General features: G+C 69.8%; 13 protein-coding genes and 1 CRISPR repeat array (1 of these 14 running past the window's edge). Of the genes, 8 read left to right on the top strand and 5 right to left on the bottom strand.

Translation table 11 applies throughout. The annotated features are described in order from the left end of the window. Positions 1-231: 231 nt before the first annotated feature. From OG266_RS16530 to OG266_RS16520, 3 genes are read left to right on the top strand one after another with little or no spacing between them, the layout of a single operon-like run. Complete coding sequence (locus OG266_RS16530) at positions 232-1,710, top strand: glycosyltransferase family 29 protein (protein ID WP_371546482.1); 1,479 nt, start codon at positions 232-234, stop codon at positions 1,708-1,710. After that, positions 1,707-4,043 (top strand): glycosyltransferase, encoded by a 2,337-nt coding sequence (locus OG266_RS16525; RefSeq protein WP_371546481.1) that lies wholly within the window; start codon positions 1,707-1,709, stop codon positions 4,041-4,043. The genes OG266_RS16530 and OG266_RS16525 overlap by 4 nt, the downstream gene beginning before the upstream one ends. A 3-nt stretch (positions 4,044-4,046) precedes the next feature. Then, positions 4,047-5,804: a hypothetical protein gene (locus OG266_RS16520; protein WP_371546479.1), complete on the top strand. Its 1,758-nt coding sequence runs from the start codon at positions 4,047-4,049 to the stop codon at positions 5,802-5,804. 56 nt (positions 5,805-5,860) lie between these two features. Here the strand turns inward: OG266_RS16520 and OG266_RS16515 are convergent, their stop codons facing one another. The 5 genes from OG266_RS16515 to OG266_RS16495 form a co-directional block, all read right to left on the bottom strand. Continuing rightward, positions 5,861-7,129: an NAD(P)/FAD-dependent oxidoreductase gene (locus OG266_RS16515; RefSeq protein WP_371546477.1), complete on the bottom strand. Its 1,269-nt coding sequence runs from the start codon at positions 7,127-7,129 to the stop codon at positions 5,861-5,863. After that, entirely contained in the window at positions 7,126-7,566 is a 441-nt protein-coding gene (locus tag OG266_RS16510) for a GtrA family protein (RefSeq protein ID WP_266455478.1), read from the bottom strand. Before OG266_RS16510 ends, OG266_RS16515 begins: the two co-directional genes overlap by 4 nt. Continuing rightward, the gene (locus OG266_RS16505) at positions 7,556-8,653 is read right to left on the bottom strand and encodes a glycosyltransferase family 2 protein (protein WP_371546475.1); all 1,098 of its coding nucleotides are present in this window, start codon (positions 8,651-8,653) and stop codon (positions 7,556-7,558) included. The genes OG266_RS16510 and OG266_RS16505 overlap by 11 nt, the downstream gene beginning before the upstream one ends. Before the next feature lie 244 nt (positions 8,654-8,897). After that, on the bottom strand, positions 8,898-10,229 hold the full coding sequence (locus tag OG266_RS16500; protein WP_266455475.1) for an alpha-2,8-polysialyltransferase family protein: 1,332 nt from the start codon (positions 10,227-10,229) through the stop codon (positions 8,898-8,900). Next, positions 10,229-11,215 carry a glycosyltransferase family 2 protein gene (locus OG266_RS16495; RefSeq protein ID WP_266455473.1) on the bottom strand — a complete coding sequence of 329 codons (987 nt, stop codon included), beginning with the start codon at positions 11,213-11,215 and terminating at the stop codon, positions 10,229-10,231. The genes OG266_RS16500 and OG266_RS16495 overlap by 1 nt, the downstream gene beginning before the upstream one ends. 177 nt (positions 11,216-11,392) lie before the next feature. Here OG266_RS16495 and OG266_RS16490 point away from each other — a divergent pair, with 177 nt between their 5' ends. From OG266_RS16490 to OG266_RS16470, 5 genes are all read left to right on the top strand, one after another. Further along, the gene (locus OG266_RS16490) at positions 11,393-12,766 is read left to right on the top strand and encodes a DUF6716 putative glycosyltransferase (RefSeq protein ID WP_266455467.1); all 1,374 of its coding nucleotides are present in this window, start codon (positions 11,393-11,395) and stop codon (positions 12,764-12,766) included. A 77-nt stretch (positions 12,767-12,843) separates the two neighbouring features. Next, complete coding sequence (locus tag OG266_RS16485) at positions 12,844-14,154, top strand: N-acylneuraminate cytidylyltransferase (protein WP_266455465.1); 1,311 nt, start codon at positions 12,844-12,846, stop codon at positions 14,152-14,154. A 14-nt stretch (positions 14,155-14,168) separates the two neighbouring features. Further along, positions 14,169-15,104, top strand: coding sequence for an N-acetylneuraminate synthase family protein (locus OG266_RS16480; protein ID WP_266455464.1), 936 nt, complete (start codon positions 14,169-14,171; stop codon positions 15,102-15,104). A 29-nt stretch (positions 15,105-15,133) separates the two neighbouring features. Continuing rightward, positions 15,134-16,264: a hypothetical protein gene (locus OG266_RS16475; RefSeq protein WP_371546471.1), complete on the top strand. Its 1,131-nt coding sequence runs from the start codon at positions 15,134-15,136 to the stop codon at positions 16,262-16,264. Between the two features lie 63 nt (positions 16,265-16,327). Further along, positions 16,328-17,515, top strand: a complete 1,188-nt coding sequence (locus OG266_RS16470; RefSeq protein WP_371546469.1) for a low temperature requirement protein A — start codon at positions 16,328-16,330, stop codon at positions 17,513-17,515. Between the two features lie 95 nt (positions 17,516-17,610). After that, a CRISPR array of direct repeats spans positions 17,611-18,979; the repeat unit is 29 nt; unit sequence GGGACCATCCCCGCGTGTGCGGGGAGCAG; it runs 124 nt beyond the window's last position.

Genomic DNA, 18,979 nt, shown 5'->3' with positions numbered 1-18,979 from the left:
AGCACGTTAGTCCGAATCACAGACTCGGCCTGGTTGACAGGCCAACGATTTTCCCTCCGGTTCCAACGAGTTCACCTGGAAGTCGTTTTAGCTTCCTAATTTTTCTCATCATCGCCCCACCGGCGTGTAAACGTGCGCAAGATCGTGCCATCGGTCAGTCAGCAGCGTCATTCAGCAGCAGCGAACGCAGCAGTGAACACAGCATTTGCTTTGCAAAAAATCAGGAGTGCCATGACGAGGGTCCAGAACAGACGGGCACGTGCGCGTGGAGGGGAGCTGGACGACTGCTTGCGCGCCTGCGCGGCGCACAGCGGGAAGCTCGTGGGCAGCATCGACCGCCGCCGTATCGAGCTTGCCGAGCAGCTGAGGAAGCTGCTGGTGGCGTGGGGTATGTCCGCCACCAGCGCCCCCGCGCCCGCCCCGACGGGCGGCGGCGCCACCGCCCTGCTCAAGCGCGCCGTCAAGGGTGCGGCGACCCCCTCCTCAGGGATCGACAACGCGCTGCTCGACGCCCTGCTCGCGGTCGCCAACAAGGCGATGGAGTGCGGCTACGACGACGAGCTGAACCTCGCCCTGGTGATCAGCGACACGGTCCTCGCCGAGCGCAAGAACTCCCGCGCCGGCTGGCGGCTGCGCGCCCGGCTCCTCGAGGCCCTCGGTGAGGAGACCGAGGCGCTGGAGGCGTACGAGCGCTACCTCGCGCTCACCACCGACGACGGGTTCGGCGTCGCCGCCCGCATCGGCGGTATGCGTGCCGCCGCGGAGCGGGAGCGGGAACTCCTCGCGCTCCTCAAGCGCCAGGTCCCGCGCGCCCAGGAATTCGCCGGCGGCCCCGTCACCGAGGTGTGGGCCGAGGGCCTCGCCCGGCACGACGCCGGCGACTGGGCCGGCGCGGAGCCGCTGCTGGTCGGCGCGCTGCTCGCGCTGGCCGCCGAGGACGCCCCGGTGAGCGACCGGCAGGATCTGCTCAGCCAGTACCTGGACCTGCGCACCGGCGTCTCCCGCGGAGACCTCGCCGCACTCCCCGCGCTCACCGAAGCGCTCTCGCTCTACGCCGAGCAGCGCCGGATCCGGGCGCGCGGCCCGGTCGTCGACCCCACCATCGGCGGCGTGCAGTGGCTCACGCTGGGTGAGTTCCGCAACCAGATCGCCGGCAAGTCCGTCTGTCTGATCGCCAACTCCGGCCGGGTCGGCGCCAGTTCGATGGGCGCCGAGATCGACGCGTACGACCTCGTGGTGCGCTTCAACTCGTACAAGATCGACGCGAAGCACACCGGCAGCCGTACCGACATCCACACCACGATCCACAAGCACGGCTTCAACTGGGACAAGCCGGTGACCACCCGGCTCGTCTTCGGCGGCATCTCCGGCGACTGGAAGTACTCGCTGCGCAACCGTCTGGTGCCCGGAGCGCAGCAGTACCTCGGCGACGAGACGCTGCGCTGGCCGCTGCGGAACATCGGCCAGGTCGGCGCCGACCAGTGGTCGGGCATTCCGACCACCGGCTTCAACATGCTGTGGCTGTTGGACTTCCTGGACGTCAGCCCGACCCTCGACCTGATCGGCTTCGACTTCTACGAGAGCGGTGCCTACCGCGTCCCAGAAGCCATGAAGCTGGCCATCACATCCGTGCACGAATACACCAGCGAGAAGGAATGGGTCATGCAGCGGGCTCAGAGCGTGACCGACATGAGGATATCCCTGCGATGACCACGACCTCCCTGACCGGAACCGCCGCCGCGGTCCCGGCCGTCGGCGCTTCGGCGGCCGACCTCACCGGCAAGCGGCGCATCGCGTTCGCGAGCTTCGTCGACGAGAACTACCTGCCGGGCTTCCTCGTCCTGCTGCGCAGCCTCGCCCTGTCGAACCCGAACGTGTGCGAGGACTTCGTCGTTCTCTACGACGACCTGCGCCCCGGCTCGATCGCCAAGATCCGCGCCCTGCACCCGCGCATCGTGCTGCAGCGCGTCAACGCCGAGCACTACGACTCGTACGCCAAGGGCGACCAGGACAACTACCTGGTGCGCAAGGCGTACTTCATCCTCGACATCTTCCGGCTGCGCGCGTACGACACGATCATCACGCTCGACACCGACATGGTCGTCCTCGGCGACCTGAGCGAACTGCTGAAGCTGCGCGAGGGCCTTGCGGCCGTACCGCAGTTCTTCTACGGGCAGCACAAGCTCAACTCGGGTCTCCTGGTCATCCAGCGCGAGTACCTGAGCGACGAGTTCTGCGCGAAGATCGACGCCACCGGACGCAGCGGCGACTACGAGCTCGACAAGCACGACCAGGGCATCCTCAACGCCGTGCTCGACGGTGACTTCGTCCACCTCGACGCCCGCTACAACTACGTCAAGCGGCGGCTCTCCGGCGACCTGCCGGTGCCCGAGGACGTCTCGATCCTGCACTTCACCGGGCGCCACAAGCCCTGGCAGGGCGGCGAGGCCGGGTACGGCCAGGCGGAGGCGCGCTGGCGCGAGTTCGAGCTCACCGACGCCGAGTTCCACGGCGCCTACCTGGAGCGCTCCGGCGGTCTCCACCACGACCTGCTGGTCCACTTCGGCACCCCGCACGTCGCCCGCACGGGGGACCCGGAACTCGCCCGCAAGGTCGCTGCGGCCCACATCGCCGCCGGTGACTACCAGGACGCCGTCGACGTGCTCGACAGTGTGCGGCTCCCGGTCGACGAGTCCTGGGCGCACGAGACGCTCGGCCACGCCCTGATGAGCGTCTCCCGCTACGAGGAGGCCAAGGCCGAACTGCTGCTGGCCACCGCCGCCCCCAACCGGGCCGCCACCGCCTACTCCCGCCTCGCCCAGATGGCCTGGGTGCACGGCGACAACGCCGAGGCCCTGAAGTACGCCACGGCCGGCATCAGCGTCGACCCCACCCACCGCGCCAGCCGCATGTGGGTCACCCGCGCGGCCTCCGTGCCCACCCAGGAACTCGGCACCCCCGAGGACCAACTCGCGCACGTCGCCTTCTACATGGACCGCCAGGGCAACGCGGGCGACAAGCTGCTGCCGGAGAGCGTCCGGCTCGCCTTCGGGCCCGACACCGGCTCCCGCCGCTGGCACCCGGTGCACGCCCACCGGCTGTTCGACGAGGCCGCCCTCAAGCGCGTCAACGAACGCCGCGGCCTGGTCATCGGCGGCGGCGGCCTGTTCATCCCGGACACCATGCCCAACGGCAACAGCGCCTGGCAGTGGAACGTCCCGGACGACCTGCTCAACCGCATCGACGTGCCGATCGCGGTCTTCGCCGTGGGCTTCAACGCCTTCGACGGACAGTCCTACCGCGCCGGACGGTTCCGCTCCTCACTGCAACAGCTCGTCGAGCGCTCCTCCTTCTTCGGACTGCGCAACCACGGCTCCATCGCGAAGGTGCGGGCCATGCTCCCCGCCCACCTGCACGACAAGGTGCGCTTCCAGCCCTGTCCCACCACGGTCACCCGCCAGCTCGTCGCCAACTGGCAGGACCCGGCCAAGCGCGAGGACACCATCCTGATCAACGCGGCCTACGACCGCGCCGGTCTGCGCTTCGGCCACGACTACGCCTACTTCCTGGCGCAGATGGCCGACGCGGTACGGGGCCTCGGGAAGCTCGCCGAGGTGCAGTGCGCCGCCCACTCGCTGGACGACGAGAAGATCGCCTTCGACCTGCGCCGCGAGCACGGCATCTCGATGCCCGTCATCCCGATGTACAACTTCGAGAACGACGAGATCCGCGATCTGTACGCCCGCACCAAGCTGGTCATCGGCATGCGCGGGCACGCCGGCATGATCCCGTTCGGCTGCGGCACGCCCATCATCAGCCTGATCTCGCACCCGAAGATGGCGTACTTCCTGAGCGACATCGAGCGGCCCGAGTGGGGCGTGTCCGTGCACGACCGGCACCTCGGCGCCAAGCTCGTGGAGCGCGCCCAGGGCCTGCTGTCCGACCACGCCGCGACCGTCGCCGACGTGCACGGCCGTCAGCAGGAGCTGTGGAAGATCACCGAGGCGAACGCCTCGGACCTGCGCATCATCCTGGGCGGCTGATCCGTGGCGACCGCCCTGGCCGACGACCTCGACGGCGCCACCCCAGCAGCACAGCCGAAGCAGCGCGTCCGCCGGTCACCCCTGTGGTGGCCGGTGGTCGCGCTGCCGGCCGCGCTGGCCGTGGCATACGTCGTGGTCTTCCGGCGGCTGACCGGCGACCTGGAGTACGTGCTCGGCGCCCTGCGGACCGGTGAGCAGGCCGGCTACTCGCCGTCGGAGATCTTCACCCACCGGCCGTACTTCTACCGGTGGTTCATCGCCGGCCTCGACAAACTCACCTTCGGCGACCTGATGGTGAGCGAGGCGCTGATGGGCGCGGCGGGCGTGCTGCTCGCCGCCGCGGCCGCCTACGCCCTGTACGTGGCGCTCCTGCGCCACCTCACCGGGCGGGAAGCGGCCCTCACCGCGGGCGCCGTCGGCCTCGCCATGACGCTGGCGCCCCGCAACGACTTCCTCCAGCCCGAGTGGGCGGCGGTCGTCCTCACCGTGCTGGCCGTCGCCGCGACACTCGGCCCCGCGAAGCCCTGGCCGGCGGCGCTGCTCGCCGCGCTGCCCCTGGCGCTCGCGGTGATGATGAAGTACTCCACCGCCGCCTCGGCCGCCATCGGCGTGCTCTTCGTGTACGCCGTCGACCGGGGCCGGGCCGTACGGCTCGCGCTGGTCGCGGTACCCGGCGCGGTGGCCCTGTTCGCGCTGAGTGTCCTCGCCGGGTCCCACGAGTGGCAGTGGACCGAGGACATGCCGCAGCTCAACCAGGCGTCGATCGGCCGCACCGGCATCCACCCGCGGTTCATCATCGAGCGCTCCGTGGACTTCCTCGCCGACCGCGCCGTGGAGAGCCCGGTGCTGCTGCTCCTGCCCGGAGCGCTGCTCCTTGTGCTCTGCCGGGTGCGCGGGCGGCGCCGCCGGGCCGAACTGATCCTGGTGGCCCTGACCATCGGCTTCGGCGCCCAGGCTGTCGTGGTCGTGCAGGGCAACTGGTTCCTGTACCACGGCGCCCAGATGCCCGTGATCGCCGCCGCCGTGTGGGGCCTGGCCGTGGGCGGCGCCCGCCGCTCCCCGCCCTGGTTCTTCGGCGCCGTATCGCTGCTCTACGGCGCGCTGCCCGTGCTGTACACCCACCTGCCGAGAGACCTCCAACGGCCGTACGTCCTCTGGGCCGCGGCTCTGGTCCCCCTGCTCGCCGCTGTCCTGGACGCCTGGCTGGAGGCACGCGCGCGGGCGGCGGGCGTGCGCGCCCCGCGGCCGAGGATCGCGCGCGGCGTGTTGCCGGCCGTGCTGGCCGCCCTGGCCGGCGTGGTGTGCCTGGCCGGGAGCAGCTGGCCCGACTCACCGCACCTCGTGCAGTACGGCAAGGTCCTGACGACGAACACCGCGTACCTCAAGTCCCTGGAGGACTCCGAGCAGGCGGCGGACCGGATCCGGGCCCAACTGCCCGCCGACGCCCCGGTGTTGTACCTCGCCTTCGGTGACGCGGCTTACTTCGTCGACCACCCGGCCCAGTGCCGGTACCCGATCGCCACGTTCCTCCAGCGCACCCGCTACCTCGCGGACGTCACCGAGCTGAAGTCGTTCCAGGAGAACGCCGACTGCGTCGACCACGACCCCGCCCCGTACGCGGTCCTGGACCGGAACTGGTTCCGGCCCGGCAAGGTCGACCCGGCACTCGCGCGGCGCATCTCCGCCGAGTACGACTGCCCGACCGCCGACGAGAGCGGCAAGGCCAAGCTGGTCCTGTGCGAGCGCAGGAGCGGCACCTGACAGATCGCTGCCCAGGCCGGTGACACCGGCCGGGGCAGCGTCGTTTCAACGTCCGTTCAGCGCAGACCGAGCGAGGCCGTGACCTTGCGGGCCAGCGCCACCGAGTAGCTCTGCCCCCGGTCCTGCGGATAGATCTGCGCCATCGTCACCAGCTTGACCCGGCTCATCGGCGTGTCGTGCGGCGGGATCAGTGAGCGGTACTCGGGGGTCACCACCGGCTGGGCGAACCCGGCCTTCGAGAAGTGCCAGTCCTTGATCCAGGACTCGTCGAACTCCGGGTTGATCCGCCGCAGATACGGCACGAACGCCTTCAGCAGCTCGGCAGGCTCGGTCGTGAACCGCCAGTCCTCGCGCTCCACGTAGTTGCCCACGTAGAGGATGTGCCGGCCGCCGTAGACCGAGGGGTCGATCATCCTGGTGTGCTCGACCACCGCGAGGAACGGGAAGTCCGGCTCGTTGATGTTGAGCCAGTAGTACGGGATCACGCTGCGGTCCAGCTCGAGGACGAAGCAGGTCGCGCCGAGGTACTGGTTCTTCCACACGGCGTCGTCCGCGGGCAGCCCGGCCGCCTTGGCGAAGGCGGGCTGCGGAGTGGTGACGATCAGCTGCTCGAACTCGTAACTCGAGCCGTCCGCGCACGTCACCACCGCCGGCGCCTCGTCGCCATCCTGCCGGATCGACTCGACCGCCTTGCCGAACTCGACCTTGCCGCCCAGCTCCTCGACGCCGTCCCGCAGCGCCGCGTACACGCGCTCGAACCCGCCGTCCACATAGCCGAGTTCGAAGGTGCGGCAGTGGATACGGGCCCACAGCCAGGCCATCGACACCTGCTCGGCGCGGTCGCCGAACTTGCCGGTCAGCAGCGGCTCCCAGATCGCCGCGGTGGCCTTGCGGCCCGCCCAGCGGCGCAGCCAGGCCAGCGCGGTCAGATCGTTGAACCGCTCACCGCTGCGCACCGCCTTCAGCAGCGCGGAGGAACCGGCGAACCGCACCGCGTCCAGCGGGGAGAACTCCGGGAAGCGCAGCATGTCGACCGGGCTGGTGAAGTTGATCAGCTTGCCGCCGCGGAAGATGGCCGTGGTCGGCTTGTGGAAGCGCAGCGCGTCACCGAGCCCCAGCTCCTCGATCAGGCCGATCATGGCCTTGTCGCTGCGGAAGATGTGGTGGTAGAAGCGCTCCAGCGGAACGCCGCCCACCTCCAACGACGCGGCGAGACCGCCGAGTTCACCGGCCGCTTCCAGGACGGTGACCTGGTGGCCGGCGCGTACGGCGTCCCAGGCGGCGGTCAGGCCGCTGGCACCCGCGCCGATGATGCCGAGGTTCATGCGAAGCTCCACTTTTTGTTGAGCGCGAACTGAAGCGCCAGGACCAGCGGGAGCGAGCCGACCTTGACGAGGTTGGCGTCGATCCCCAGTGCGTCGGTGAAGGCGAGGAAGAGCAGGTTCGTCAGGGCGATACCGGTCAGCCCGACGGCGTAGAAGCGCAGGAAGCGCACGACGATCCGGTCGCGCCGCTCGAAGGTGAACAGCGCGTTGAGGACGAAGTTGTTGGCGATGCCGAGGGTGGTGCTGATCGCGTTGGCGAACTGCTCGTCCATCCCGGCCAGGTTGTGCAGCAGGAGGAAGACCGCGAGGTCGAGCGCGAGGCCGCTGCCGCCGATGAGGGTGTAGCGCAGCAGCTGGCGCAGGGTGCGCGCGCGACCCTCCGGGGCCTCGTCCGGGGTCACTGTGGGGGCGGCCGTGGAGGTGGTGTCAGACGCCACGGCGACCGTCCCGCTCCTCGGTGCGATCACCGGTACCGGGTCCGTCCCGCTCGTCCTTGCGCCGTCCGATCACCTCGCGCACCAGGTACAGCGGGCGCCCCTGCGTCTCGCTGTAGATGCGCCCTATGTAGCTGCCCAGCACACCCAGGGACAGCATCTGGGTGCCGCCCAGGAACAGCACGACGACCATCAGCATCGTCCAGCCGGAGACGGTGATCTCGGGCCGGAAGAACTTCATGGCCAGCGTGTAGAGGATGCCGACCAGCGACAGCACGAGCACCAGAAAGCCGAGGCGGGTGATCATCTTCAGCGGTGTGGTGGAGAAGCTGGTCATCCCGTCGACCGCGAGGCGGGCCATCTTGCGCAGCGGGTACTTCGTCTCGCCCGCGAACCGCTCGTCGCGGTCGAAGGCCACCGTGGTCTGCCGGTAGCCCATCGAGGCGACGATGCCGCGCACGAAGCGGCTGCGCTCGCGGTACCGGCGCAGCTCGTCGGCGACCCGCCGGTCGAGCAGCCGGAAGTCTCCGGTGTCCAGGGGGATGTCGACCTCGGTGCTGGAACGCAGGACGCGGTAGTACAGGTGCGCGGTGGCCCGCTTGAAGGCGGTGTCCTGCCGGCTGCGGCGGCGCGCGTGCACGATCTCGGCGCCCTCGCGCCAGGCGTCGACCAGTTCGAGGCTGACCCGCGGCGGGTCCTGGAGGTCGGTGTCCATGACGATCACCGCGTCGCCCTGGGCGAGGTCGAGGCCCGCGGTGATGGCGACCTGGTGTCCGAAGTTACGGGCGAAGTCGACCACCTGGACGCGCCCGTCGTTCTTCGACAGGGCCTTGAGGATGGCGAGCGAGCGGTCCGAGGAACCGTCGTTGACGTACAGCAGCTCGAAGTCGAGCTCCGGACGGCCCTCGATCGCGGCGATCAGCTCGGTGTGGAAGGCGGCGATGCCGTCCTGCTCGTTGTACACCGGCAGGACGTACGAGATCAGCGACCTCTTGGCCGGCTCCGGGTCCGGTTCCGGGGGCGCGAGCGTGACGCCGGCAGGAGCGGGGGACGAGGCGGGGGCAGGCGGACGTATGTCCTGCTGGGTCATCTCCACCCACCCGTAAACCCGAACGGGCGTATGGAGAAAGCTATTTGCTGCATTGGAGGAAGCTATGGAGCCTTGGTTAAGGAACGATGAACACCCCGGGTCCACGAGTTGTCTGCATAGTCTCCCTTCACCCATTTGAGTGGGCTGCTCGATCGAGTCCGGGAATACGGGCAGCAGTAGACGGTGGGTGGGTGGATCACTGGCTGATCCACCCACCCACCGCACCGCTCTCAGGCGCCCGCGTTCAGCGCCGTACCGCCTTGCGCAGTGCACGCGCCTGCCGCACCACCCGGCGTGCCGTGGAGTTGCGGGGCACGAAGGCCAGCCGCTCCGGGATGCCGCCGGGAAGGCCGAGCGAGGTGAGCCGGCGGCGCTTGAAGTAGCGCTGGGTGCGCGGGCCGAAATGCTGGGACAGATAGCGTTCCGTGGCCGGGCGCAGCCGCGGGTGGATCTGCGGCTGCATGGTGAACCCGAGCGCGACGACCAGACCGTTCAGCTCGTCGGTGGGGAGGGCGTCGTTGTCCTTCTTGCCCTCCAGGTCGGGCAGCAGTGCGTCGGCGAGTGCGACGGGCACGCGGTTGCTGTTCTGGTAGGGCGTGAGGCGATCCAGTATCGGTTCGGTACCGATACGGGCGACCGGCAGGTCGTAGAACACGGAGGCCGTGAACAGCGCGGTCGAGAAGCAGCCGACGACCAGAGCGGGCCGGGCCTTCTCGAACAGCACCTCGGCGAGCACCGGTGTGTTCAGGACGGTGAGTTCGACGCCGAGCTTGGCGGCCTCGGTCTCCAGGGCGCGGCTGTAGCTGGCCGGGGCGGTCGGGTGCGGCTTGAAGACGATGCTGCGGTGCCCGCGGTCGACGGCTCCGCGCATCATCCGCACGTGCAGGTCTTCCTCTTCCTTCGCGGAGAGGATGTTCAGGGCCGACAGGTACTGGCCGAGCAGGAGTGCCGCGTTGTCGGGCAGCGCGGGCAGCTCCGGCACGGCGCCGCCGAGCCCGCTCAGCACCTTCAGGAACGCGTCCGCCGGCACGATCTCCGCGGGCACGTCGAACTCGGTCAGCAGCAGCGGTGTCAGTCCGGGCACCAGGTCCAGGTGCAGCAGCCGCCGCACCCGCGTGCCGACCAGCGGGTCGAGCTTGTTGCGGGTGGGCCCGTAGCTCATCAGCCCGTCGGCGTAGACGTCGATGGGAGCCCCGGTGAACAGCTGCGCCACCGTGAAGGCGGGGGTGACCTGGATGGACTCCAGGACCAGCTCCACCCGGTCGTCGCCGAGATCCCACAGCAGCCGCAGATAGCGCTCGAACAGCGGGATGTCGTCGGTGCGCGGCGTCCACGCCCCGGGGTGGAACGGCCGGATGGCCTCGTTCCAGGACAGCACCCCGTCGAAGTGGTCGCTCAGCGACGCGAACCCGGGCATCTCGTCGACGGCGGGGGTGGTCTCCGGAGTCGTGGAGTTGTTGAACACCAGCAGCAGGCGGCGGTCGGCCGCGGTGAACTGGTCGGACTCGATCGCGGCGGCCAGGGTCGCGGCGCCGTACAGCGTCGAGGCGCAGAAGATCTGGGTGGTACGGGACATCAGGCGGCCGCCTTCGCAGTGGTGATCCGGCGCCGCAGCCGCCGCAGTTTCGAGGAACGGCTCAGGTCCATGGTGTCCAGTACGTCACCGAGCGCGTCCTGCGGCATCCGCTTTATGGCCGCCGCGCTCATCGACCGCAGCTGCTTGGCGACGGCCGGTTCGAACTTGTCGATCTCCGAGAGGTGGTGGGCGATGATCGCGCAGTACGTCCGCACCGCCTTGGGCAGCAGCCGGTCGGCGTCCGGGTCGGCCGCGGTCTCCTCGACGACCTGATCGAAGGCACGGATGAAGTCGAGCTGACGGACATCACCGATTTGAGTGAGTGAGGAAGCGACCCCACGCCGGTAGAAGACCCCCAGCAGGCTCACCACGGCGAACGACTCCGCCTCGCGGTGCAGCTTCCAGATCCACGGCCGGTCCTCGGCCGTGCGCAGCCCGTCGGTGAAGTGCAGCAGCCCCCGGTCGAGCAGCCTGCGGTGGTAGGCGCCGGCCCAGGCGTACGCGTAGTCCACCGAGGTCGTCCGGTCGACGGGCAGGATCGCCTCGCGCGGGTTCATCACCTCGTCGCGCCGCCCGTGCGGGGCCCGGTGCACCGTACGGCCGCGGTTGGTGGCCTGTACGTGGTCGGTGCGGATGAAGTCGCAGCCCAACCCCTCAATGGCCGACACGAGTTCACCCAGGTAGCCGGGCGCGAGCCAGTCGTCGCCGTCCAGGAAGGTCAGGTACTCGCCCCGCGCCGCGTCGAGGCCGGTGTTGCGCGCGGTGGCGAGCCCCCCGTTCTCCTTGTGGCGGACGTAGCGCACCTGAGCGACATCCGAAAGTTCTTCGGCCGCTCGTTCCAGGATTGCCGGAGTTTCATCCTTCGAATGGTCGTCCACCAGCACGAACTCGAAGTCCTGCCGGGCGTTCAGGCGGAGGCTTCTGAGAGTGTCCGGTGCGTACTGCTGGACGTTGTAGAACGGCACGATCACGGAGAGCTTTGGCACGCCAGGAAGCCTATGAGGCTGCCCGGATCCGGAACTTTCCGGGACGGGTACGGGGGGTGAACTCGATGTGTCGGAACGGTGCATTCCGTACTCTTCCTGGTCTTCGACGGGCCAGTTGGGCTTGGGGAAGTGTGCTGTTAACTTTTTGTTGAGTTGAGGTTGGGTTATATCTAAGAAATGGTTCCTAGCGTCTTGGGTGTGCCACCAAGTGCAACTAGTACAACGAAATCTCTGCGGATCGCAGTACTCGCGGACTCGGACACCCGATGGAAATGGGGTGCGCTGACCGCGGACCGCATTGCCCCGGGCCCGTCCATGGAAGCCGGATCGCGCGGCGACGCGCAAGTCGGCCCTGCGCTGAGCGGATTCCTGCTGCGCGGCCGGGCCACGCCCACGGCCCGCCAGCTGGCGGAAGTCGGTGTCCGCGCGGACTCCATCCGTGAGGTGACGGCCGTCGAATTCCTGCGCACCATGGAGCGGGAGTCGTACGACGTCGTGATCCTCGCCCTGGTCGGCGGCGCCGTCCAGGCGATGCTGCACGGCCTGCGACGGATCTGGGACGGCCGCGCCGAGCGGCCCCTGGTCGTCACCGGCTATGTCGGAGTCGTATACGAAAAGCTCGCGGACGGCCTCCTGCTGCGGCACGGCGCGGACCTCGTCCTCGCCAACTCCCGTCAGGACGCGGACCGTTTCCGGGCCGTGTACGAGGGGGTGGGCGCCGACGCCTCGGCGGTCACCGAGGTGGCACTGCCCTTCCTCGGGGGCGAGCCCTACAAGAAGGGCAACGACCCGTACACCGTCGTCTTCGCGGCCCAGCCCTCCGTACCGGAGAACCGCAAGGACCGCACGTACCTGCTGAACCGCCTGATCCAGCACGCACGCCTGCACCCGGACCGCGAGGTGCTGCTCAAGCTCCGCTCCAAGCCGGGCGAACACACCACGCACATCGAGGAGTTGCCCTACCAGAAGCTGGTCCAGAAACTGGACCCGCCGGCCAACTTCCGCCTCGTGTACGGGCACATGGGCGAGGTCCTCGACAACACCGACCTGCTGGTCACCATCAGCTCCACGGCCGCCCTTGAATCCCTGCACCGCCGTATCCCCACCGTCGTCCTCAGCGACCTCGGGGTGCGCGAGGCGCTCGGCAACCACCACTTCGTGGGCTCCGGATGCCTGGCCTCCTGGGACCAGCTCGACGACGGACACCAGCCGGTGCCCGACGCGGCCTGGGTCTCCCGGCAGGGCGTCGCCGCCGACGGGTCGTACGAGACGGCCTTCGACGTGGCACGGTTCAGGATCACCGAGCTCCTCGAATCGGCCGAACTCCCGCCGCTCGCCCCGTACTACACGCCCGTCACCGCGCCCGGCTACCTGCCCGGCATCCTCGCCCGCCACCACCTCGGCCCGGACGGCACCCCGCTGCCCGGCGCGCCCGCGGCGGACAAGGAGCCCAGCCCAGTTCGGCAGATAGTGCGCCGTGCGGCCCGTGGCGCCTACCGCCACGGTGTCCAGCGCGTGGCACCTGTGATCCGGAGGATGGGCGAACTGTGAGCGACTCCAACCCAAGCGTCCCGGGCTCTTCGGGCCTCCCACGCCTCTCTCGCCTTCCTCGTCAAGGAGAACAGCGAATGTCCAACTCGGAAGCCGGCCAAGCGGGTCAGGCGGCCCCGGTGCGCCGTGTGCTCGCGGTGATCCCCGCGCGCGGCGGCTCCAAGGGCGTCCCCGCGAAGAACCTCCTCCCCGTGGGCGGTGTGCCGCTGGTGGCCCGCGCCGTGCGCGAGTGCCTCGCGGCGCGCCTCGTGACGGACGTCGTCGTCTCCACCGACGACCAGGCGATCGCCGCCGCCGCCCGTCACGCCGGCGCCGAGGTGGTCCTGCGCCCCGCCGCCATCGCCGGCGACACCGCGACCTCCGAGGCCGCCGTCCTGCACGCCATGGACGCCCACGAGGCCCTGCACGGCTCGCCGGTCGACGTGGTCCTGCTCGTGCAGGCCACCAGCCCGTTCATCGTCCGCGAGGACATCGACGGGGTCTCGGCCGCCGTCGTGGAGAACGGCGCGGACACCGCCGTGACCGTCGCCGCCTTCCACGGCTTCATCTGGCGCGACGCCGACGACGAGGCCACGGCCGTCGACACCGGCGCCACCGCGTCCGTGGGCGGATCGGCGGTGGCGGTCGCCAACGCCAAGGTCACGAGCGGCGGTTACGGCGTCAACCACGACAAGTCCTTCCGCCCGCGCCGCCAGGACCGCCCCCAGGACCTCCTGGAGACCGGCGCCGCGTACGCCATGGACGCCACCGGCTTCCGCGAGCACCAGCACCGCTTCTTCGGCCGTACGGAGCTCGTCCGCACCGACCCCGCGCGGGTCCTCGAGATCGACGACCCGCACGACCTCGCCCGTGCACGGGCGTTGGCGCCGCTGTTCGACGCCAACCGTCCCGGCACGCTCCCGACCGCCGCCGACATCGACGCGGTCGTCCTCGACTTCGACGGCACCCAGACCGACGACAGGGTGCTGATCGACTCCGACGGACGGGAGTTCGTCTCCGTGCACCGCGGAGACGGCCTCGGTATCGCGGCCCTCCGCAAGAGCGGCCTGAAGATGCTGATCCTGTCCTCGGAGCAGAACCCGGTCGTCGCCGCCCGGGCCCGGAAGCTCCAACTCCCGGTCCTCCACGGCATCGACCGGAAAGATCTCGCACTGAAGCAGTGGTGCGAGGAACAGGGCATCGCGCCCGAGCGCGTGCTCTACGTCGGCAACGACGTCAACGACCTCCCGTGCTTCGCCCTGGTGGGCTGGCCCGTGGCGGTCGCGAGCGCCCACGACGTCGTGCGCGGCGCCGCACGCGCGGTCACCACCGTGCCCGGTGGCGACGGCGCGATCCGAGAGATCGCCAGCTGGATCCTCGGCCCTTCTCTCGACTCCCTCGAAAAGTAAGGAACCACACCCCCATGAGCAACTCCCGTCTGCGCAGCTTCGGTTCGAAGACCGCCGGCCCCGGCCACCCCGTCTACGTCGTCGGCGAGATCGGCATCAACCACAACGGCGAGCTGGAGAACGCGTTCAAGCTGATCGACGCCGCCGCCGAGGCCGGCTGCGACGCCGTCAAGTTCCAGAAGCGCACCCCGGAGATCTGCACCCCGCGCGACCAGTGGGACATCGAGCGCGACACCCCCTGGGGCCGCATGACCTACATCGACTACCGCCACCGCGTGGAGTTCGGCGAGGACGACTACCGCCAGATCGACGAGTACGCCAAGTCGCGGGAAATCGACTGGTTCGCCTCCCCGTGGGACACCGAGGCCGTCGCCTTCCTGGAGAAGTTCGACGTCCCCGCCCACAAGGTCGCGTCCGCGTCGCTGACCGACGACGAGCTCCTTCGCTCGCTCCGCGCCACCGGCCGCACGGTCATCCTCTCCACCGGCATGTCCACCCCGAAGCAGATCCGCCACGCGGTCGAGGTCCTCGGCTCGGACAACATCCTGCTCTGCCACGCCACTTCGACCTACCCGGCGAAGGCGGAGGAGCTCAACCTCCGCGTCATCAACACCCTCCAGGCGGAGTACCCGAACGTCCCGATCGGCTACTCCGGCCACGAGACGGGCCTGCAGACCACCCTCGCGGCGGTCGCCCTCGGCGCCACCTTCGTCGAGCGCCACATCACCCTCGACCGCGCGATGTGGGGCTCCGACCAGGCCGCCTCTGTCGAACCCCAGGGCCTCGTGCGCCTCGTCCGTGACATCCGTACCATTGAGGCGTCTCTCGGTGATGGCATCAAGAAGGTCTACGAGTCCGAGCTCGGCCCCATGAAGAAGCTGCGCCGCGTCACGGGCGTCGTCGCGGAGGCGGAGATCGCCGACGCCGCCGGCGAGCCGGTCTCGGTCTGAACCCCTTACGACGGGACGGTCGTACGTCGATGAGCCCCCGCGCCGGTTCCTCCGGCCCCCACACTCTCGCCTTCGTCGAGAGTCCGGTACAGCTCCTGAACGTGCTGGAGTGGGCGTACGCCCATGCCCTCCGGCCCGAGCGGGACAGTTTTCCGGCGCCCGTAGGGGCGCCGGCCGGGGGGGCCGCCGGGCCGCCCGGCGCGGGGCTCACGCTCGTCGTCCTCTCTCCCAACGACCCGATGACCCGCGGCCAGTTGCGCCGCATGGCGGACCTGGCCCGCGACGAGGGCTACGAGGTGCGCTGGGAGGAGGCGCGCGGCGGCACCATGGCGCCCTTCCACACGATCGGCGGCCTCGCCCCGCTGTTGCGCAAGGCCCGACGCATCGTCATGGGAGACCCGTTCTCCCGCTACGTACAACTGCTGCTGACGATCACGAAGGCCCGCGAACTGGTCGTCGTGGACGACGGCACGGCGACGATGGAGTTCGTCGCCCAACTGGCCCGCGGTGAACGCCTGGTGCGCTGGCACCGGCGCGGTGGCCGCCCCGGCCCGCGCGACCTGCTCTTCGCGCCGGTCTCGTCCTCGGCCCGCCGCCGTCTCACCCCCTCCGAGAGACGCTCGGTGGAGGTCTTCTCCTCGATGCCGATCGACTCGGCCCCGGAAGGCGTCCGCCTCACCTCGAACGACTTCTCCTGGACCCGCGCCCGCTTCGGCCCGCCCCGCATCACCAAGGGCGCGGACCTGGTTGGCACCTCCCTGGTCGAGACCGGTGTGGTCGACCCGGACCACTACCTGGAGGCGGTCCGCACCCTCGCCAAGACCCACGGCGCGACCCGCTACTTCGCGCACCGCCGCGAGAGCACGGAGAAACTCCACCGCCTGGCCGTCGAAACGGGCCTGGAAATAGTCCGCCCGGACCTCCCCCTCGAACTGATCGCCCGCCGCGGCCCCATCGGCCGCACGATCCTCAGCTTCCCGTCGACCGTCGTCCACACCCTGCCGCTGGCCCTGGCCGGCACCGAGGTGCGCGTCGCCGTCTGCGACATCGACCCGACCTGGCTCACGGAGAACGCCTCACCGCGGGCACAGGGGTTCCTGTCGGGGGTTACGGGGACGGCGAGGGACGTGACCCGCCTGTCGGCGAGTACGGCCGTCTGACCCTGCCCTGACCCGAGCCCTGGGTATTGTTCGCGCGGGGTACACGGCGGGGGAGGGGGAACCGTGGTGACACGGAGCGAACGGTCGCGGATGGCGGCAACCGAGGGCGGCCACCGGGTGACACCGGCGGAGCTGTTCTTCGACCTGGTGTTCGTGTATGCGATCACCCAGGTCACCGCACTGATGGCGGCCGATCCGACGGCACAGCGGCTGCTCGGCGCGGGCGTGGTGCTCGCGCTGCTGTGGTGGTGCTGGTGCTGCTTCGCGTGGCTGGGCAATGTCGTACGGGCCGACTCCGGGCCGATGTTCGGAGTGCTCATCGCCGTGATGGCGGTCGTCCTGGTCGTCTCCCTCACCGTGCCCGAGGTCTACACCGACGCACCGGGCGGCCTGGACACACCCCTCGTGTTCGTCCTCTGCTACGGCGCGGTCCGCATCCTGCACCTCGTCACGTACTGGCTCTCCGACCGCGAGGACCAGGCCCTGCACGCCACCCTCCGCCGGACCGCCCTGCTCTCGGTGGCACCCCCGTTCGTACTGCTCCTGGTGGGCAGCGCCTTCACCGGGATCACCCAGATCCTGATCTGGCTGGGCGCGGTGCTGATCGACTACCTAGGCATCTACGTCACCGGATCCTCGGGCTGGCGGGTGGCCTCGCCGGGACACTTCTCCGAACGCCACGGACTGATCGTCATCATCGCCCTGGGCGAGTCGATCGTCGCCATCGGCGTCGGGGTGTCCGGACTGCCGCTCAACGCCCCGGTGCTCCTCGCGGCCCCCGCGGGCCTGCTGGTCGTCGCCGGCCTGTGGCGCCTGTACTTCCGCCGCCTCAGCGAGCCCGCCGAGCACCGCCTCGCGGCCCTGGAGGGCGACGACCGCACCCGTTTCGCCCGCGACGTCTACACCTTCCTCCACCTGCCCCTCGTGGCCGGCGTCGTCCTCACCGCCCTCGGCATGAAGAAAGCCCTCCAACAGGTCGCCGACACCGACCACTACGACCTGTCGGAACCACTCCACGGAGTCGTGGCCTGGGCACTCACCGGAGGCGTCGGCATCTTTGTCCTGGCCGCCGCGGCAATCCTGCTCCGGACCACCGGGCGAGCGTCCCCGGTCCTCGTCGCCGGCGGACTCGCCCTCCTGTGCGCGGGCCCGGCCGTCGCGGTCGTCCCTGCCTTGCTCGCCCTCACCGTGCTGGCCGCCGTAACGGCCCTGCTGCTCCTGGACCGCCGGACGGCCACCCACGAGGGGTGATCCGCCCGACGCCCACTCCGACGGTCTACGGCAGTGCTTCTCTGCGATGTGTGCGCGGGGCCGGTGCTGTGGCAAAGACCTCCAGTGAGCACGCAGGGACCATCCCCGCGTGCGCGGGGAGCAGAACGCGCCGTCCATACGGCTGTACCCGCCGGTGGGACCATTCCCGCGTATGCGGGGAGCAGCGCCAGGCGTTCGGCCGCCGCTGCTGGATCCAGGGACCATCTCCGCGTGTGCGGAGAGCAGCTGGTCGAACTCATTCCGTCGCAGATGACGGCAGGATCACCCCCGCGTGTGCGGGGAGCCGGACGCTGACCAAGTCGCCGACGCCATCGGCCAGGGACCATCCCCGCGTGCGCGGGGAGCAGACCGACGTCGAGTACGAGAAAATGGCCGCGCGGGGACCATCCCCGCGTGTGCGGGGAGCAGCACGGCCCCGGCACCGGAACCTCCGACGACGTGGGACCATCCCCGCGTGTGCGGGGAGCAGGCGCGCGTCGTTGAAGTCGGCGAGTGCGAGGAGGGACCATCCCCGCGTGTGCGTGGAGCAGCCCTCATCGGCCCGCCCGCGCGTGATGACGATCGGACCATCCCCGCGTGTGCGGGGAGCAGCCACAATGCCGGCGCGGAATGGGCCGCCCACAGGGACCATCCCCGCGTGTGCGGGGAGTAGATGGAGACGCGGCGGTCAAGGGCTTCGACCAGGGGACCATCCCCGCGTGTGCGGGGAGCAGTTGTGGATGTGCCATTGGGGCTCATCCTTGGAGGGACCATCCCCGCGTGTGCGGGGAGCAGCGCTCGGCGGCGTCTCCGTAGTCCCGCTTCTTGGGACCATCCCCGCGTGTGCGGGGAGCAGGGACTGATCGCCACCACGGAACCGGCCACCCTGGGACCATCCCCGCGTGTGCGGGGAGCAGTGCTTGTCGTTCTCGGCGTAGACCAGCGTCTTGGGACCATCCCCGCGTGTGCGGGGAGCAGCGCCGCCGACGAACGGCCACCACAGGTTGGTTCGGACCATCCCCGCGTGTGCGGGGAGCAGGACGCCTCCCTGCAGGGCGACCTCTTCGACGGGGGACCATCCCCGCGTGTGCGGGGAGCAGTTCGAAACCTACTGCTCCGGCGACTACCCGATGGGACCATCCCCGCGTGTGCGGGGAGCAGCTCGGCCACCACTCCGGGCTGCAGATCGCCAAGGGACCATCCCCGCGTGTGCGGGGAGCAGTCTGTGGGGCGGATCTGCCAGTGGTGTTCGTGGGGACCATCCCCGCGTGTGCGGGGAGCAGCAAACGTGCTCCCAACGGGGCGTTTGGCGAGCGGGACCATCCCCGCGTGTGCGGGGAGCAGAGGTTGGATCGGAAAAGGGCGATGACGGCCGCGGGACCATCCCCGCGTGTGCGGGGAGCAGTTTTTTCTCCGACGTCTCTACCTGCATGGGGAGGGACCATCCCCGCGTGTGCGGGGAGC

The organism is Streptomyces sp. NBC_00554 (genome assembly GCF_041431135.1).
In the GTDB taxonomy this organism is placed as follows: domain Bacteria; phylum Actinomycetota; class Actinomycetes; order Streptomycetales; family Streptomycetaceae; genus Streptomyces.
The sequence above is the reverse complement of the archived record's forward strand: the minus strand, read 5'-3'. Positions and strand labels throughout refer to the sequence as shown.